Consider the following 18,066-nt stretch of genomic DNA (forward strand, 5'->3'; position numbering starts at 1 on the left):
GCACCACCAGAATACTCGGCATGGGCGTTTGAGAAACGAGGTTGTGGCGGACCCTGCGGGCCTCTTCGCGGGCTTGCCCGCTCCCACAGGTCCGGCGCAGGATCTGGAATCTTGCGCCAACCTGTGGGAGCGGGCAAGCCCGCGAAGAGGCCAGCAGCCCCGTGTCAACCTGCTTCAAAAAACGCCCGCGCCATCTCCACGAATGCCCCCAGCACCGGGTTGGGGTTATCCCGGCAAAACGCCAGGAAGATCTCTGCCTGCTGCTCCATGCCGACCAGTGGCCTGAATGCCACCTGCTCCAGGCGCAGGGCTTGCGCCGAGGCCGGCACCACTGCGCACCCCAGCCCCACATTGACCAGGCCCAGGATCGAATGCGTCTGCCCCAACTGATGCAAGTACTGCGGCTGCACGTGATGCCGGGCAAACAGGTTGGCGATACGGTCATGGAAATAACGCCCTTCGTTGGCGCTGTACATCACGAACGGTTGCTTGTCGAAATCGCTCGGCCTGAGCCGGTCACGCGCCGCCAGCCCATGCCCGCCGGGCAGGGCGGCGACGAAGGGTTCACGATGGATCGGCAAGTACTGCACGCGCGCGCTGGGCAGCACCTGGCGCACCAGGCCGACATCGATCAGCCCCGCTTCCAGGTCGTGCACCTGCGTGCTGGAGACGCGCTCGCTAAGCACCAGTTCGATATCCGGCAACGTCTGCCCGGCGTGCACCAGCAAGCGCGGGATCATGCTGTAGGCGCCAACGGCGGTGAACCCCAAGGTCAGCCGGCCGGCTTCGCCGTGGGCGATGCGCCGCGCCGATTGGCTGGCCGACTCGGCGATCTGCAGGATGCGCCGCGCGTCTTCGAGAAAGCTCTGGCCTGCCAGGGTCAGCCGCGCCTGGCGGTTGTTGCGCTCGAGCAGCAATACGCCCAAGGCATGTTCCAGCAGCTGGATCTGCCGGCTCAAGGGTGGCTGGGTCATGTGCAGGCGGGTAGCGGCGCGGCCGAAATGCAACTCTTCGGCCACGGCCACGAAGCAGCGCAACTGGTGCAGCTCCATGATTCAATTCCTGAATTATTCAATCCAGCATCTATATTAGACCTGTATCAAAGGGCGGCCTAGCATCAGGTCATGTCTTTGAACTGCCGGACGCCCACGATGAACACCCCCCCCATCGAAGTGCTGTTGACCCAGCCCTTGCCTGAGGCCATCGATGCCCAATTGGTCAGTGCCTATCAGGTCCATCGGCTGTACCAGCAGCCCAACCCGCAACAGCTACTGGAACAGGCCGGCCCGCGCATTCGCGGCGTGGTTACCGGCGGTGCCAAAGGCTTGCCCACCGGGCTGATGGACCAGCTGCCTGCGCTGGAGATCATCGCCATCAGTGGCATCGGCACCGACGCTGTCGACCTGGGCCATGCGGCCAGCCGCGGCATTCATGTCACCACCACCCCAAGCGTGCTGACTGCCGACGTTGCCGACCTGGCCATGGGGCTGATCATCAGCAGCCTGCGCCGCCTGGGCGAGGGTGAGCGGCTGGTGCGCGATGGTTTGTGGGGCAAGGTCGACTTGCCACTGGCACGCCGGGTCAGCGGTTGCGCCCTGGGCATCGTCGGCCTTGGCCAGGTGGGCAAGGCAATCGCCCGCCGCGCTGCTGCGTTCGACATGAGCATTGCCTACCACGGGCGGCGCGAGCAGCCAGGCACAGGCTACCGCTATGAGGCGGACCTGGTAGAGCTGGCGCGGTCGGTGGATGTGCTGGTGGTCGCCGCTGCCGCCGACGGCGGGCAGGTGCTGGTGACGGCCGAGGTGCTGGAGGCGCTAGGGCCGCAGGGTTACCTGGTGAACGTGGCGCGCGGCAAGTTGGTGGATGAAGCCGCACTGGTCGAGGCGTTGCGCGAAGGGCGCATTGCCGGGGCCGGGCTGGATGTGTTCGTAGACGAGCCATACGTGCCCCCGGCCTTGCTGGACCTGAACCAGGCCAGCCTGCAACCGCATCGGGGTAGCGCCACGCTGCAGACCCGGTTGGAGATGGGGCGCATGGTGTTGCTCAACCTTGAGGCCTGTTTCCGCGGTGAGCTGCCGCCGAATCGGGTGGTTCACCTTTAGGGCCCTTTCGCGGGCACAGGCAACACAAAGGCCCCAGGGCCACCCCTTCTGCGCACAAGAACAATCGCTTCCACCGAGAAGCAAGAGGGTCCACATGAACAGCAAAACCGCCGTCGCCGCACCACAGGCCCTGGCCGGGATCGGTCGCCATCGCTTCCTGGTCCTGGCGCTGATCTTTGTCATTACCGTCATCAACTATGCCGACCGCGCCACCTTGTCGATCACCGGCACCGAGGTGCTCGCGGACCTGGGCCTGGACCCGGTCATGCTGGGCATGGTCTTCTCCGCATTCGCCTGGGCCTACGCCCTGGGCCAGGTACCCGGCGGCTGGCTGCTCGACCGCTTCGGTGCCCGGCGTGTCTACGGCATCAGCCTGATCCTCTGGTCGTTGTTCACGCTGCTGCAAGGCACTGTGGGCTGGATGGGGCTGGCCGGTGCCTCGGCGGCGGTGGCGCTGTTCACCCTGCGTTTCATGCTCGGCCTGGTGGAGTCGCCGGCCTTTCCCGCCAACTCGCGCATTGTCAGCTGCTGGTTCCCGACCCGCGAACGTGGCACGGCATCGGCACTGTTCAACTCGGCGCAGTACATGGCGGTGGTGGTGTTCGCGCCCTTGATGGCGTGGATGACCCACGCCATGAGCTGGGAGCAGGTGTTTATCTGGATGGGTGTGCTGGGGCTGCTGCTGAGCGTGGTCTGGTTCCGTTTGTACCATGAGCCGCACAGCGCCCCGGGGTTGACCCGCGAAGAGCTGGACTACATGCGCGAGGGTGGCGCCCTGGTCGACCTGGAACAGGAGCGCAAGGCAGCCAGAAGCAAGCCGACCCGCGCAGAGCTTGCGCAACTGTTCACCAGCCGCAACCTGTGGGCGGTGTACTTGGGCCAGTACTGCATCACCGCGCTGACCTACTTCTTTATCACCTGGTTCCCGATCTACCTGATCAAGGGGCGCGGCATGACCATCATGGAGGCTGGCTGGGTGGCCGCGTTGCCGGCCATTTGCGGCTTCACGGGCGGCATTCTGGGTGGCTTCGTATCCGACTGGCTGATCCGCCGCGGCGTGCACCCGTCCAGAGCGCGCAAGACCCCGTTCATCATTGGCATGGCGCTGTCTACCAGCCTGGTGCTGGCCAACTATGTAGATGGCAACGCGGCGGTGATCGCCCTGATGACCCTGGCTTTCTTCGGCAAGGGCCTGGCGGCGGTGGGCTGGGCGGTGCTGTCGGATGTGGCGCCGACGAAGATGGTGGGCCTGTGCGGTGGTGTGTTCAATGGCATCGGCAACATTGCCGGCATCGTCACCCCACTGGTGATCGGCTACGTAGTGGCCAGCACCGGCTCGTTCCACAACGCACTCTGGTTCGTGGCCGCCCATGGCGTGCTGGGGATCCTCGCTTACCTGTTGCTGGCCAGGCGCTTCGAGCGTACCGGGCAGGCGTAGGCAGACGCCTTGGCAACAGAGGCCCCGGGAGACCGGGGCTTTTTTGTGGTTGGCAGGCAATACACAACCACATGAAAAACAAAAGCGCCCAACGGCCCGATGGCGCGATTGGGCATGCCATTCGCGACATCTGGCGCCAAGGGAAATGCCCTGTCGTGATCGAACAGTTCCGGGGCGTTCTCGTGTAATTTCGCACCGCCCCGCGGGGCTTAAATGAAGCCCGAACCGCACTGACACCTTGCGCTGTGACGCGTGCCAAAGATCAACAACAGCATGCGAGCATTGTGTCGACCTCCCCAACCCAAAGGAGCTATTTTCGCCTACGCCTGCCCGTCCATCCTTGTGTCAGCAAAAAGAGAACAACATCAATGAACACCGTGGGATCTGATGGCAACCTTGCACAAGGTTTCAAGCCACGACACGTAACGATGCTGTCTATCGCCGGCATCATCGGCGCCGGACTTTTCGTCGGCTCTGGCCACGCCATTGCGGCAGCCGGCCCAGCCACCATAATTTCCTATTTCGTAGCCGGAACCCTGGTGGTTCTGGTCATGCGCATGCTCGGCGAAATGGCCGTGGCGCACCCTGACACCGGATCGTTTTCCACCTACGCCGACCAGGCCATCGGCCGCTGGGCCGGCTACACCATCGGCTGGTTGTACTGGTGGTTCTGGGTACTGGTCATTCCGATCGAGGCGCTGGCCGCCGGGCATGTGCTGAACGCCTGGTTCCCCCAGGTGGACAGCTGGATCTTCGCCTTGGCCTCGGTGCTGCTGCTGGCCGGGACCAACCTGTTCAGCGTGGCCAAGTACGGCGAGTTCGAGTTCTGGTTCGCCATCCTCAAGGTCACGGCCATTCTCGGTTTCATCGGCCTGGGCTTTGCCGCGCTGATGGGCTGGCTGCCCAACCGCGAAGTCAGCGGCTTGAGCGGGTTGATGGCTGACTACGGCGGTTTTGCGCCCAATGGCTGGTCGGCTGTGGTCGGGGCGTTCATTACCGTGATGTTCAGCTTCATCGGCACCGAAGCCGTGACCATTGCGGCTTCCGAGTCCAGCGACCCGTCGCGCAACATCGCCAAGGCTACCCGCTCGGTGATCTGGCGCATCAGTACCTTTTACATCCTGTCGATCTTCGTGATCATCTCGGTGGTGCCGTGGAACGATCCGCAGCTGGCGGTGGTGGGGTCGTACCAACGTGCGCTGGAGATCATGAACATCCCCAACGCGGCATTGATGGTCGACCTGGTGGTGCTGGTGGCGGTAACCAGTTGCATGAATTCGTCGATCTACATCGCCTCGCGGATGATGTACTCGCTGGCCAAGCGCGGTGACGCCCCGGCCTTCCTGAACAAGACCTCCAAGGTTGGTGTGCCGCGTGCGGCAGTGTTTGGCAGCACCCTGATCGGGGCCGCCATCGCCATCCTCAACTACTTTGCGCCCAAGGGTGTGTTCGAGTTCCTGCTGGCCAGCTCTGGCGCTATTGCCTTGCTGGTGTACATGGTCATCGCCATCTCGCAGCTACGCATGCGCCGCCGCCTGGAGCGGGAGAACACCGAGCTGAAGTTCCGCATGTGGCTGTTCCCGTACCTGACCTGGGCGGTGATCATTTTCATTGGCGGAGCGCTGGCGGTCATGATGTACACGCCTGAGCACCGCGCGGAGGTGAGCTCCACATTGGGGCTGGCGATTGTGATCTCCTTCCTGGGCATCGTGACTTCGCGGGGCCATGCGCAACCGGTAGGGGCGCGGTCGATGGGGTGAGTGGGTTCACCCGGGGTCAAGGCAGAAGGCACCTATGGATAGGTGCCTTTTGTTTTTTGCGCTGGGCAAAGCTGCCGCTTGATGCGCTGCGACCCTATCAGGGTGCTCGAGTGAAGCCGGTGGCAAATGACTGCACAGAGTGATGGCAATGTGATATCAAAAAGCCGCTATCACGGAAATTTGTGCATAAAGTTAAAAAACGTATTTTACGCATCTCACCTAGGCGCTGCCCTTCCATTCCGCGCCTTTTTGGCCTGTTTTTTCCCACCAAAGCCACGTTTGAACGTTTCGGCGTCAACCTTTCTGCGTACTTAGCAAAATACTGATCAAAGCCACGAATTACAAGGCATTCAAGGCTTTTTGATAGCCGGGTCTGGCACCTTCGATTCGCCCCGGTATAGGGCTGCTATGAGGGGGCGCTAAGCATCGAAATTATCGCCTCTGCTCTATTTTTCGAATTCCGCTTGACGGGTAGCTTTCGCGTAGGCCAGCTCTGCCGTGTGGCACCTAATAACCTGTTTTTATTGGGTATTTTGAGCGAATTATCGTACTGCTTTAGGGTGGCTAGGCCTTCGTGCCGGCCTTCGCTTAGCTATTTAGGTGTCAAAGGGGCAGTCACCTGCGTGTCAAAATGCGTCGCACATTGCAGCTATTATCCCAATCTGTCAAAATTTCGCTGTTGCAGCTTTCTAAGTTTTGGATGAAAATGCCGCCGCATGGAGCAGGATATGGATGATCTGGGGGCTATGAACACGTCATGGGGCAGCGGTGCAGGCGCGGATGTGGATGTTCGAGCATTGCGGCGGTACAACCGTTTGCTGGGTGTATTGCTGAACGTTGGCGAGTGGGCGTGCATAGGGCTGCTGCCGTTAGTTGCGATTGCTGCCATCTGGCTGGTGACGCAAACCAATTTTGAAAATGTCGTGTTCTATGACGGAACCGACTCGATTTGCATTTACGACGGAACGACAGGGGAAATCCGCAATGTCGAGTAAGGAAACCCAACACGGAACCCCTGGTGGTGAAGCGCAGGAGGCTCGGCAGGGCACCGACGAAGACAAGCTGCTGGAACTGGCGCTGGATGAAACGCCTGGTGAAGCCGCAGCCACTGTCCGTGAAGTGAAGCGCCTGCAGCTCGAATGCCTTGACCTCAAACGTCGCAACAAGCGCGTGTGGGGGCAACTGTTGGCGCTGACCTGCGTGTTTGGGGTAACCATCGCTGCGGTGGTGTTCTGGTACCCGAAGTACCGCTGGATCCCCACCACGGATAACCACGCAATCTGTGAAGTCTCGACCGAAAGCAACCCACGGGTGACCCCGGCAACGTTGGCTGAGTACGCCAAGGATGCGGTGGTCAATTCGTATTCCTACGACTATGTGAACTACCGTTCCAACCTCAATGCTGCGGGTGCCCGCTGGTACACCGACGAGGGGCGCAAGGCCTTCCTCAAAACGCTGGATGACTCCGGTAACCTGGAGCGCGTGCTCAAGGGCCGGATGATTCTGCGCGCCATGGCGACCCAGGTTGCTCAGGTCGAAGAGGCCGGTGTCCTGGCCACTGGGCAGAATTACTGGCTGGTGCAGGTCCCGATTGCCATCGAGTTCTATGTAGGCGGCGACCAGCAACCGCGTTCGCGCCAGGACTTCCTCGCCGCCGTGACCATCGTCCAGATCCCCGCCTCGGCCACCAACACCAAAGGCATTGCCGTCGATTCTGTTCAGCTGTCGCCGTACACCTCAAGGAAGTGACCATGAAGAAGCATCTGATCGCATCGTTGCTTGCGAGCGCTATCGCTTTGCCTGCTTTTGCCGACGAGGCGCAGGTTGCGCCGCCCCCTGAGGGTGGCCCAGGGCAGGTCGGCGCCGCGCACGGCAGCGAGGCTCCCCCCCAGCCGCCGATGAATGGTCTTGGCCGGCAAGTGTCCAGTGCGGCTCAAGTGGTCTATCCGCGCCCGGAGGATGTCATCAGCGACACCGTCAACGACGTGCACGACTCGCAACTGACATCGTCGCAAGTCGAGTTGATCAAGCAGCTGTGGCTGGAACGGGAAAAGCAGAAGGCCACGGCCTATGTTAGCCCGCCCAAACCGGTGACTCGCACACTTGCGCTGAACCTAGACCCAGGCGTGTCGCCACCTATCGTGCGCCTGAGCAAGGGCCAGCAGTCGTCGATCGTGTTCTCCGACTATGCCGGTCAGCCATGGATGATCCAGAACGTGTCGATCAACCGCGAACTGTTCAGTGACGGTCGCGAGCAGGGCGCGCAGGGCGGTCAGAACGGCACAGCCGCGCCGACCAACATCCTGACCCTGGACCCTGCCACTGCAGCGGCCTATGGCAATGTCACCGTGACCCTGCGCGGCCTGGCAACACCGATCATCCTCATCCTCGCTGCCGGGCAGGAAGAAGTGGACATGCGGGTCGATGCCAAGGTGCCGGGCCGCAACCCGGACGCGGCGGCGAGTGTGGCAATGCTGCGCATGCCGTCGATTGACGAAGCGCTGACTTACTTCCTGGATGGCGTTCCGCCGAAAGAGGCCAACCGCCTGAAAGTGACCGGCCTGGAAGGCGTGGAAGCCTGGAGTTATGGCCCGAACATGTACGTGAAAGCCAAGGCTGACGCGCAATACCCGGCTTACACCAACGCTGCGCGGAGCACCACCGGTGTGGCGGTGTATCGCTACGCAGGGCTGCAGAACAGTGTCACGTTCACGACTGGCGGGCAGGCCGTAACCGTCTTCATCGAGCAAGGGAATCTGCAATGAGTGATAACAACATGCCGCCGAACGACTCTGGCTTCGATGAAGAGGACGAGCACTTGGTCGCCGAGCGCCACGGGGAAGCCGGCGAGCAGGGGAACAAGGCACGCAAGTCCGATGAGATGCGGCGCAACCTGCAGGCGGTGTTCGGTTCTGGTGTTGGCAAGGTCTCGCTGATTGCTGCCGGGTTGGTCGTGCTCGCGTTAGGCGCCCTGGCTTACAACGGCATGTCTTCGAAAAGCGCGCCCACTGGCAAGGCGTCCACGGTGGACGTGCCGAATGCGCCGCAACCCGAAGTCTCGATCGACCCTATCTCCGCGACCGAAGCAGAGCGCCGTGCGCAGCGCAGCTCACTGGAGGCCGAGCAGGCAGCCGAACGCGGGATGTCATACCAGCCTGGCTTCGACCCCAACATCGTGCAGTCCACGGGCAGGGACGCTGCCCGTGGCCAGAGTGCTCAGTTCAATGTCCCAGGGCAGCCGTACGTTGATGGCAGCCAGCAGCAGCCCGAGATTTACATCGGTGCTGGCCAACCGCCGCGTCAAACCCTGCAGGTTGCGCAGCAGTCCGGGGCAGCCAACGCTCAGGCGCTTGAGCAGGAACGCAGGCGTCTGGAAGAGGAGCTGAAAAAAGCCGAGGAGCAACGCGACCAATATGTCAGTGAGCTGAAAAGCGAAACGCTGAAGTCGATCAAGCAGTTGATGGGCGAATCGGAGAGCGCTAAAGGCTTCGCGGAGAAAAGCAGCTTCAGCACCGTCAGCTACTACCCGGTCGAACGCCCCGCCAGCAGTGCGATGGCCACTGCGGCACGCGCCACCAAGGACGACAAGGATCCCAATGCCATTGAGGCTGTGGGTGACACCGACCGGACCATGCTGATCAAGACCGGCACCATCATGTATGCCACGCTGGACTCCGAGATCAACACCGATGATGGCGGCGATGTACTGGCCACCATTCGCGGTGGCAAGTGGAATGGTTCGAAGCTGATCGGCAAGATCGAGCAGGCCCCGGACAACATCCGCGTCAAGTTCACCATTCTCGCGCCGCCGGTGAACGACCCTCGCCCGACGATGCGCATCAGCGCTGTGGCACTGCGTGAGGATGATGCCAAGCAGGGCATTGCCGAGACCAAGGATCACCACACCATGGAGCGCTACTTCGCCCTGGGGGCGGCTTCGCTGCTGTCGGGCTATGGGCGTGCTTATCAGCAGACGGCGGGAACCACGGTCATCAGCCCGAGTGGTGTGGTGGCGCAGACCACTACCGAGCCTTCGACCAAGCAGGTGATCGGCTCGTCGGTGGGGGAAATGGGCACCGCGATCGCTTCGGAAGTGCGCCGTGGCTTCAACCGCCCGGCCACCTATGCAACGCCTGCGAACAAAGGCTTTGGCCTGTTCTTCCTGCAAGACGTTCACGATCAATCTCGATAAGGAGTTCGACATGAAGAACTGGTCGTTCGGAAAACTCATCGGCGTTTTCGCCGGCAGCTTCCTGGCGCTCATCGTGCTCGCCGTGGTCGTGATCAAGGCGACTTCCTCGCCCGCGGCAAAGACCAAGCGCGTGACGCAGAGCCAGGCACAAATGGCGCAGCCGGCACGCATGGATGTGCTGAGCATTGAGCTGGCCAAGTCCCGTGAGCAGGCCCAGGCGGCGCTGCAGGCTCAGGAAAACAGCGAAAAGCAGCTGAAGATCGTCCGTGAGGAATCGCAGCGCAGTACCCAGCTGTTGCTGAGCCAGATCAAAGCCCTGGATACCACCCTGTCGAGCCTGCAGCAACGTATGGGGGCGTACGAGAACAGCCGCCAGCATGTCGAGGTGATCAAGCCCCCGCGCAGGGAGCCGGCGCCAGCTGCCGCACAAAGTTATGCCAAACGTGCGCACCCGATCCCCCAATCCACGGGTTACAAGGTGCAGGCGGTGGTTGGGCACCGGGCCTGGGTCAAGCACGGCGAAGGTGAAGACAGCGTCAAGGCCGGAGACCCGTTGCCGCCGGCCCAGCGTGAACTGAAAGTACTGGCGGTCGATCGCGACAGCGGCATCGTCGTTACTTCACCCGCTCTTTAAACAGGAACGTTGTCATGGCAGCCGGATTTGCCGATCTAGTGGATGTAATGGTCAATGTCGGGAAAGTCATCCCCACGGCGATCATGATGTGCCAGGGAATTGCCGTGCTCATCGGTCTCTATCTGACCGGCGCGGCGTTGATCGAGTTATGGGGTGTTACCCATGACAATGCATTGAAATATGTGGCAGGGCGACAGCGCTTTTCTATCGGCTCTGCCTGTGTGCAGTTGGTGATCGGCTCTATCTTGCTGGCGATCGGTACGCTGGAATGGATGGGCATCATGTCGCGCACCCTGACCGGGGATTATGCAAACTCGCGCATGTTGTCGTATTCCTCGACCGGCACCACATTGCAAGAGCAGGCACAACTGGCGACGTTGGCACTGCTCGGCATTATGCAGGTTGTTGGTTTCATCGCCATGGTGAAAGGGTGGTTGACGATAAACGGTTATTACAACAACCAAACTCAAGCCGGCCTCGGTACTGCCTTTGGTTGGATTATCGGGGGTGTGCTGGCGTGGAACTTCAAGTGGTTCAGCGATGTACTCAACAACACAATCGGATTCAATCTGGTTGGCCTATTCACGCCGTGGTCGTAACGGCTTTTTGAAATATGAAATACAAGGAGCGTCACTCATGAAAGCACTCAAAACTCTGAAAGCTGCGTACGATTCGGCCAAAGTTCGTGCAACCACCGCTGTGATCGGTGCTCTGGCGGCGCCCTCGGCGTTTGCCATCGACAAAACCGACCTGACCCAGGACAAGTCTGGCGGCAAAACCGCCAGCGACGTCATGACCAACATCGATGACACTGCTCAGGGCGGCGCCACGCTGCTGATCTCGCTGGTTTCGGTAGGTGGTTTCGTGGTGGTCGCCATCTCCCTGTACACCCTGTGGAAAGCCTCCAAAGATGAGCGTGAGAAGCCGATGTCGGCCATTGTCGGCCTGTTCATCGGCGGCCTGATGGCGGGTGTCGGTACTGTGATGTGGATCATGCGCAACACGCTGGTCAACTGAACCTGCGTCGTTGACTCCAAGGCGGGGCGCAAAGCCCCGCATTTCAAGCACAGTTTCGGGGGTATTCGGACGTGAGCCAAACAAACGCTTCTGCGCGGGGGGAGCACACGGTGCCCACCCTGTCGGGTGGTTATCTCTGCCGAACGGCCAATCAACCAGTCTTTGGTGTGCGCCGGCCGCTGTGGCGCTCTGATGATGACCAACGCAAACTGTTCAGCGCCGAGTACAGCAAGCTTCGCACTTCGGTGTGGCAGCGCGACAACTACACCTGTCGCTACTGCGGGTTCAAGTCTGCCAAGTATCAGGAGCTTCATGCCCTGGATGGCAACCCCGATAACTGCACCAAGGAAAACCTGGTGACGGCGTGCAACCTGTGCCGTCAGGTTCATCACCTCGGCGCCTGCGCCATGAATGACACCGGTTTTTTCGTCGCCGTCCAGGAGCTGACGCAAACCGAGATCAACCATATTGCCCGCTGTATCTACGTGAACGAATTACTGGATAACGTTGCGGTCAATGAGAAGTTTGCCAGCCTGCTGGCAGCTTTCAAGTTTCGTGGCAATGACACGCTCAAAGCAATATTTGGTGGCGAAGTGGTTACCGTGCTGAGTGTGGCGGAAACACTCGCGAGCAAACAACTGGTCAGCGATGAAGATTATGCCAAGCGCGCCCAATGGCTGGCGCCCCTGCGGCTGTTTCCCACCAAGAACGCCTTCAAAGATGGCCAACTTGAATATTATGCGGCCCATAACCGCTCGCTGTTCCTACCCGATAACTGGTCGGTATTGAGCGGCCAGTTACTGAAGAATTTTGTTTGATGCAGCTGCACCAGCAACTGCTCAGTCTCGCCGTTGAGAGCGTTGGCAAGGGAGAACAAGGAAATGTTTAACAAACTCGAGGCGGTGATCCTGACAGTGCTGAGCCAGCTCAAGGCTGACGTACAGGACTATTGCGACCTGGAAACCGTTGATGGTGGGCAGGCCATCGTCGCCAACGACGGTTCGTTGGCATCCATCGTGCGCTTCAATGGCACCAAGAGCGTGCTCGGCCGAGAGCAGTTCGAGCGCCTGGTCAGCCTGTTGGAAGCGTCGCTCTCGGTGTACTTCAAGGTGCGCGGCCATCACCTGCAAATTGTCTTCAGCCGGGACCTGGATGCCACCGCGCCGCTGGAGCAGAACGCGCTGCAGCAGGCAGCCACCGCCGAGCGGCTGAACCTCAACGTGCGGCACCTCATCAACGAAGGGGTGAGCAAGTACGCCCAGTATGTGTATGACGAAGAGTGCTACCTGGTGTTCTGGTCGCGGCCTGCGCTGCTTGATCAGACCGAAAGGTCGATGGCGCGCGAGGCATTGAACGAATTCAGGAAACAGTCGCAGTGGCCGGCCACCGCGGAGGCGCAGAACCTGCTGCGGCCGATTTCCTATCTCAAGGACCGCCACCTTTCCTTCGTCACCAAGATCTCCGAAGACCTGACGTCCCCCGAGTTCGGTTGCTCGGCGGATATACTGGATGTCAGCGAAGCCATTCGCGCCATCCGCGCCAAGGTGAACCCAGACATCACCCCGCGTACCTGGAAGCCTTATATCCCGGGCAGTGCCATCCCCATGCGTTGGAAGACCAGTGGGCGAAGCGGCGACATGTCCGAGTTCATGTACCCTACGCTGCCTAGCCAGATCATGGTGACTTCAGCTGAAATCGGGAGCGGCGAGCGCACCAGCCTGTTGCCAGACCCGACCAGTGTGCGGGTTGGCTCGCGTGTGTACGCACCCTTGCTCATGTCGATTCCGCCAGCGGAGCCGCAATACTTCAACACTTTGTTCAACAGCTTGAACCGCGCGGAAACCCAGGAAAACGGTGTGTCACGCGCGTTGCCGTACTCGGTGTCGTTCATGCTGTCTTCCGACGGCATGAGTGTGCTGGCCTGGAAGAGTCTGTTCGCCCAGTTGCTGTCGGTTACCTCCGAACAGAACCGCAACATCAACCTTGCCACCAAGGAACTGCGCGAGCGGGTGCGTGATGGTGAGTGCATGGTCAAGCTGCAAGTGGCCGCGATGACCTGGGCCAGTCCGGACGAGAAGGGCGTGAAGGAACTGGCCCTGCGCAAGTCCAAGCTCTGGCGCACCCTGGAAGCCTGGGGGCAGCCCGTGTTCATCGAGCGAACCGGTAACCCGATGCAGGCATTTCAGTCCAACTGCCTGGCCCTGACCACCAAGCACCTCGGCGACCCGGCCGCCGCGCCGCTAGGCGATGCGGTGGCCATGCTGCCGCTGACGCGGCCGGCCTCGCCGTTCCAGGAAGGTTCGACGATCTATCGCAGCCTGGATGGCAAAATCCTCAAGTACCAGCGCTTTTCATCGCAACAGACCACGTGGATCACCCTGATCGCCGGCAAGCCCGGTTCGGGCAAGTCGGTGCTGATGAACAACAACCACTTCGAGTCGTGCCTGATGCCAGGGCTGACCGGGTTGCCCTACATCGGCATCACCGATATCGGTATTTCTTCGTCCGGTTTCTGCGACCTGGTGCGCGATAACCTGCCACAGCGGCTGCACCACCTGGTGGTGTACAAACGTTTGCAGAATGCCCGCAAGGACTGCATCAACCCCTTGGACACTCCGTTGGGCCAACGTTACCCGCTACCCAAGGATCGCGAGTTCAACAAGAACTTCCTGACCATCCTGGTTACCCCGCCTGAACGTGAAAAGCCCTATGAAGGCATGAGCAACTTCGTCGGCCGCATGGTCGACCTGGCGTACCGGCGCAAGGATGACAAGATCGAGCGGGCCAGCCCGGAAACCTACAAGCCTGGGCACAATGACGTGGTCGACGATGCCGTGGCGAAGCTGGGTTTGCGCATTCTGCCAGCCACTACCTACTGGGAGCTGGTCGATGCAATGTTCGATGCAGGCATGGTGTATGAGGCGGAAGTTACCCAGCGCTACGCGGTTCCCACACTCAACGACCTGGTCGCGGTTGCTTCAACCGAAGAGGTGCGCGCCGAGTACGAAGGCTCTGGTGAGGTCGGGCGCAGCCTTGTCGATGCTTTCATCCTGGGTATTCGCGAGGCGGTAGGCGATTTCCCGGTGTTTGCCGACCATACCCGCTTCGATGTCGGCAGTGCCCGCATCGTGGCGCTGGACCTGCAGGACGTGGCCCTGCAGGGCTCTGCCTCGGCCAAGAAACAGACCGCGTTGATGTACATGATCGCGCGCCAGTGCTTCATGAAGAAGGTGGCCTTCTCGAAGGAGGACTTCCCGTTCTTCACCGAGAAATACCTGCCGTTCTACGAGCGCCTCGTGGCCGACCTGGTGGACGAATACAAGGTCATGTGCATGGACGAGTTCCACAAGACCGGTGGCCATGTGGGTCTGCAAGAGCAGATGCAGACCGATGGCCGTGAGGCGCGCAAGTGGAACATGGAAATCATCCTGGCTTCGCAGTTGATGGAAGACTTCGGCCCGCTGACCAAGATCGCCACGGCCACCTTCATCCTCGATTCGGGCACCAAGGAAACCCGTGACTGGCTGCGCAAGAACATCGGCCTTTCCGACACCGAGGAGCATGCGTTGGTCAATTTCGTGCACGGTGCGAACAAGCACGGCTGTACCTTCCTGGCCCGCTTCGAAACCAAGAACGCGACCTACAGCCAGCTGTTCACCATGTCGGCCGGGCCGATGCGCCTGTGGGCACTGACGACCACCGCCGAGGACCGCAAGCTGCGGACCATGCTCTACGAGCACATGCCGCGCCCCGACGCCCTGGCGCTGCTGGCCCGGCGTTTTCCGTCCGGGGGGTGCAAGGACATGGTCGAGCGGTTGAAGCGCGAGACGTTCAAGGACGTCGAGTTCGTCGATGACGACATGGAGCAGTCGGTAATTGCGCGGATCGCCAAAGACCTGGTAGCTGACTACATCAGCGCCAGTGCATTCGAAGACGTAGTGTAGGGAGTGACAGATGGCTCAGTACAAGGGCGCATCCCGTCAGCATGAAATCAACAGCAGCCGCCGGCGCAAGGACACTCGCCTGGCCGGGCAGCGCTTCAGTGATTTCTTCCAGTCGGCCGATGGTGCGGTTTTCGGAACGTTCGCGCTGCCGGTGCTGGCGCTGGTGTTGATCAAGGTCCCGTTCTCCGGTGAGCTGCTGTTACTGCTGGCCTGGGCGTTCAAGCGCAAGTTCGTTGACGTAGACCATCGCACTTTCGACTTCCCTTACCGTGTGCCCAAGTTGGCGAACGTCAATGACGGCTCGTACAAGGGCAAGAAGAAAGGCGAAGGCGTGACCCTCTTCGGTAACGATCTGGAAAGCAAAGAGCAGATCTACGCCGGCGACAGTGACCTGCGCACCCACCAACTGGTGCTGGGAACCACCGGCTCGGGCAAGCCGCAGCCCAAGCATGCCAAGGTGCTGACGCCAGCCGGCTGGGTCGAGATAGGTCGTATCCGGGTCGGTGACAGTGTGTGCACCCCCGATGGAAAGCAGGCTGCGGTGCTGCGGGTGATCGAACAGGGCGTTCAGCCGATCTGGACCGTTGCCACGCGCGATGGGCGGCGGGCGCAAGCCACGGGCGATCACCTGTGGCGGGTCCTTGCTTGCGGGCAGGATGGCAGTGAAGAGGCGCATACCCTGACCACCGACGGCATCCGTGAGTTGATGGCGCGTGGCGTTGTGGTGATGCTGCCCAAGGTGCGCAAAAAGCGCGGTTCTGCCAAGTTCAATGGCTGGGCCGAGGTCTGGAAAGTGACTGCTGCGGGCCGCGCGCCGTGCCAGTGTATCGAGATTGATCACCCGCACCACCTGTACATCACCGACGACAGCCTGGTGACCCACAATACCGAGCTGCTGCTGGGTATCGTGTTCAACGCCCTGGTGCAGAACACCGGCTTCATCTACGTCGATGGCAAGGGCGACCCCAAGCTGCAGAAAGAGATTTTCCGCCTTTCGCGCTACCTGGGCCGCGAAGATGACCTGCTGATCATCAACTTCATCACCTCGGGGCGCGACTTCGTCGAGAAGCAGGTCGACAAGGTCACCAACAACATGAACATGATGGGCAATACCTCATCTGGCATGTTGATCGAGCTGATCGTCTCGCTGATGGATGACTCCGGTGGCGGCGGTGACATGTGGAAGGGGCGGGCAATCATGTTCGTGGCGGCGCTGACGCGGCCGCTGACCTACCTGCGCGACAAGGGTTTCATCAACCTGTCGCCGGAAAAGTACCTGGAATATTTCGAGCTGAACGTTATCGAGGACCTGGTGTGGGAGCATGGCGGTAAATACGGCGAGATGTTCGACGTGATCGTGGCGCCACTGCGCTCCTACCTGCTGACATTGCCCGGTTATCAGAAGGCAAAGTTCAAGAAGCAGGAGACCAAGACCCTGGAGCAGCACGGCTACATCGTCATGCAGCTTGGGCGGATCTTCAATGACCTGACATTCAATTACGGCCATATCTTCAAGACCCGCGTCGGCGACGTGGACTTCTACGATGTGGTGATCAACCGCCGCTTGCTGGTGGTCCTGCTGCCGGCGCTGGAGCGCGCCCCGGACAGCATGCGCATGCTTGGCAAGATGATCGTCGGCAGCATCAAGCAGATGATGGCCGGTTGCCTGGGTAACCGGGTCGAGGGCGTAGTGCGCGAGATCATCGACAGCCGGCCAACCGGCTCGAAGTTCCCCTTCTACACCATCCTGGACGAATACGGCTATTACGCTGTAGTCGGGTTCGCCGTTGCCCCGGCCCAGGCGCGCAGCCTTGGCTTCAGTGTGACCTTTGCTGCGCAGGATTTCTCCTCGTTGAAGAAGTCCAGTGCCGAAGAGGCGGACGCCACCTGGGAGAACACCAACATCCGCGCTGTCGGCCGCCTGACCTCGGGCACTGAGTCGGAAACCTGGCGGCGCGTGCAGGGCGCCGCTGCGGAATCCGCGCAGGCCATGCTGGGCAGTTTCGAACGCACAGCAGGCAATGAAAAGTTGCGGCAATCGGACAATATCGCCATCGAGCAACGCAGCCGCTTGAACTACGATGACGTGGCCATGCAGGAGAACGGCGAGTTCACCTTCCTGATTGGCAAGAAAGCGCAGAATGGCAAGACGGGTGGCGTGGCGCTTATCCGCGGCCTGGGTTTCTACACGGCCGGGCCGGCACCCAAGGAAATGCGCATCAACGATTTCATTCCGGTCGAGCCGCCCGAACCGTCGGACCTGCCGCAGAACCGGCAGTCGCGCCAGGCATTCGTCGACAGTCTGAAGGATGGTTCCTTCGCCAGCAGAGTACGCGCTGTCGTCAAAGGTGACCCTACCTTCGCCCGCATGCACAGTGTTTTCGAGCACAACTATGCCGACCCGGACCGGCCCTTGCTCGGCCGCCAGGAGACTTCGTTCGGCGTGCTTGGCGCGTATTTGTCCGGTGATCTCAAACAGTCGGCACCCAGCGCCCCACTGGTAGAACCACCTCAGCCCAAGGCTCCCGAGCAGTTGCCTGCGGCTACGGGCCCAGCCCCGCAGCTTGACCCCCTGGGCCCGGAAGCCATCCAGGCCTGCATTCTGGCGGTCGCGGACCAGCTGGCAGTGCCCCCGGTGGCGCCAGCGGTTGCGGTAGTTGACGAGCAGGCGCTAGACGATGAATGGGCGCGCGAACTGGCCATTGCCTTGCCGCAGCAGATGCTCGACATGCAGCTGATGGCAAGCGGCGGGGGCTTTGCCTCGCTTTCGGATAAATGGGCGGCGCAAGAACGTATCGAGCAGGCTTGTGCAGAGATTGCCCGGCAAACCGCTTACAACGTAGCGCCCGAACCTGCAGCCCAAAGCGTGGCAGGGATGCGGGAGCGGCTTGATGAGCTGCAGGAACAGTGCCGCGTGCTGATGAAGGAGCGACCCCAGGACTAGTTGCAGGCAACGTGATCAGCGGCCGGAGTGGGCAT

14 protein-coding genes are annotated in these 18,066 nt (G+C 61.0%); 13 read left to right on the forward strand and 1 reads right to left on the reverse strand.

The genetic code is table 11. From position 1 onward, the window contains the following. Positions 1 to 164: 164 nt before the first annotated feature. The gene (locus GYA94_RS19535) at positions 165 to 1,052 is read right to left on the reverse strand and encodes a LysR family transcriptional regulator (RefSeq protein ID WP_161892912.1); all 888 of its coding nucleotides are present in this window, start codon (positions 1,050 to 1,052) and stop codon (positions 165 to 167) included. A 99-nt stretch (positions 1,053 to 1,151) separates the two neighbouring features. Between GYA94_RS19535 and GYA94_RS19540 the strand changes: the two genes are divergently transcribed. The 13 genes from GYA94_RS19540 (at position 1,152) to GYA94_RS19600 (ending at position 18,031) form a co-directional block, all read left to right on the forward strand. After that, positions 1,152 to 2,102: a 2-hydroxyacid dehydrogenase gene (locus GYA94_RS19540; protein WP_161892913.1), complete on the forward strand. Its 951-nt coding sequence runs from the start codon at positions 1,152 to 1,154 to the stop codon at positions 2,100 to 2,102. 94 nt (positions 2,103 to 2,196) lie between these two features. Next, a complete protein-coding gene (locus GYA94_RS19545) occupies positions 2,197 to 3,540 on the forward strand; it encodes an MFS transporter (RefSeq protein ID WP_161892914.1) in 1,344 nt (447 codons plus the stop codon). A gap of 368 nt (positions 3,541 to 3,908) precedes the next feature. Continuing rightward, a complete protein-coding gene (gene gabP / locus GYA94_RS19550) occupies positions 3,909 to 5,300 on the forward strand; it encodes a GABA permease (RefSeq protein WP_054882033.1) in 1,392 nt (463 codons plus the stop codon). 728 nt (positions 5,301 to 6,028) lie between these two features. Then, positions 6,029 to 6,295 carry a hypothetical protein gene (locus GYA94_RS19555; RefSeq protein ID WP_161892915.1) on the forward strand — a complete coding sequence of 89 codons (267 nt, stop codon included), beginning with the start codon at positions 6,029 to 6,031 and terminating at the stop codon, positions 6,293 to 6,295. After that, positions 6,285 to 7,049 (forward strand): DotI/IcmL family type IV secretion protein, encoded by a 765-nt coding sequence (locus GYA94_RS19560; RefSeq protein WP_110676587.1) that lies wholly within the window; start codon positions 6,285 to 6,287, stop codon positions 7,047 to 7,049. Before GYA94_RS19555 ends, GYA94_RS19560 begins: the two co-directional genes overlap by 11 nt. 2 nt (positions 7,050 to 7,051) lie before the next feature. Next, the gene (locus tag GYA94_RS19565) at positions 7,052 to 8,065 is read left to right on the forward strand and encodes a DotH/IcmK family type IV secretion protein (RefSeq protein WP_110676586.1); all 1,014 of its coding nucleotides are present in this window, start codon (positions 7,052 to 7,054) and stop codon (positions 8,063 to 8,065) included. Further along, on the forward strand, positions 8,062 to 9,492 hold the full coding sequence (locus GYA94_RS19570) for a DotG/IcmE/VirB10 family type IV secretion system protein (RefSeq protein ID WP_161892916.1): 1,431 nt from the start codon (positions 8,062 to 8,064) through the stop codon (positions 9,490 to 9,492). Before GYA94_RS19565 ends, GYA94_RS19570 begins: the two co-directional genes overlap by 4 nt. 10 nt (positions 9,493 to 9,502) lie before the next feature. After that, on the forward strand, positions 9,503 to 10,126 hold the full coding sequence (locus GYA94_RS19575) for a type IV secretion protein DotF (RefSeq protein ID WP_161892917.1): 624 nt from the start codon (positions 9,503 to 9,505) through the stop codon (positions 10,124 to 10,126). 14 nt (positions 10,127 to 10,140) lie between these two features. Further along, positions 10,141 to 10,725, forward strand: a complete 585-nt coding sequence (locus tag GYA94_RS19580; protein ID WP_110676583.1) for a type IV secretion protein DotIE — start codon at positions 10,141 to 10,143, stop codon at positions 10,723 to 10,725. A 37-nt stretch (positions 10,726 to 10,762) separates the two neighbouring features. After that, the gene (locus GYA94_RS19585; RefSeq protein ID WP_110676582.1) at positions 10,763 to 11,143 is read left to right on the forward strand and encodes a hypothetical protein; all 381 of its coding nucleotides are present in this window, start codon (positions 10,763 to 10,765) and stop codon (positions 11,141 to 11,143) included. A gap of 110 nt (positions 11,144 to 11,253) precedes the next feature. Continuing rightward, positions 11,254 to 11,961, forward strand: coding sequence for an HNH endonuclease (locus tag GYA94_RS19590; protein ID WP_255326958.1), 708 nt, complete (start codon positions 11,254 to 11,256; stop codon positions 11,959 to 11,961). Between the two features lie 63 nt (positions 11,962 to 12,024). Continuing rightward, positions 12,025 to 15,087: a putative type IV secretion/conjugal transfer ATPase gene (locus GYA94_RS19595; RefSeq protein WP_110676580.1), complete on the forward strand. Its 3,063-nt coding sequence runs from the start codon at positions 12,025 to 12,027 to the stop codon at positions 15,085 to 15,087. Between the two features lie 10 nt (positions 15,088 to 15,097). Beyond that, positions 15,098 to 18,031 (forward strand): TraM recognition domain-containing protein, encoded by a 2,934-nt coding sequence (locus GYA94_RS19600; RefSeq protein WP_161892918.1) that lies wholly within the window; start codon positions 15,098 to 15,100, stop codon positions 18,029 to 18,031. The last annotated feature ends 35 nt before the right edge of the window (positions 18,032 to 18,066 follow it).

Origin of the sequence: Pseudomonas juntendi, from assembly GCF_009932375.1 — a bacterium.
Classification (GTDB): domain Bacteria; phylum Pseudomonadota; class Gammaproteobacteria; order Pseudomonadales; family Pseudomonadaceae; genus Aquipseudomonas; species Aquipseudomonas juntendi.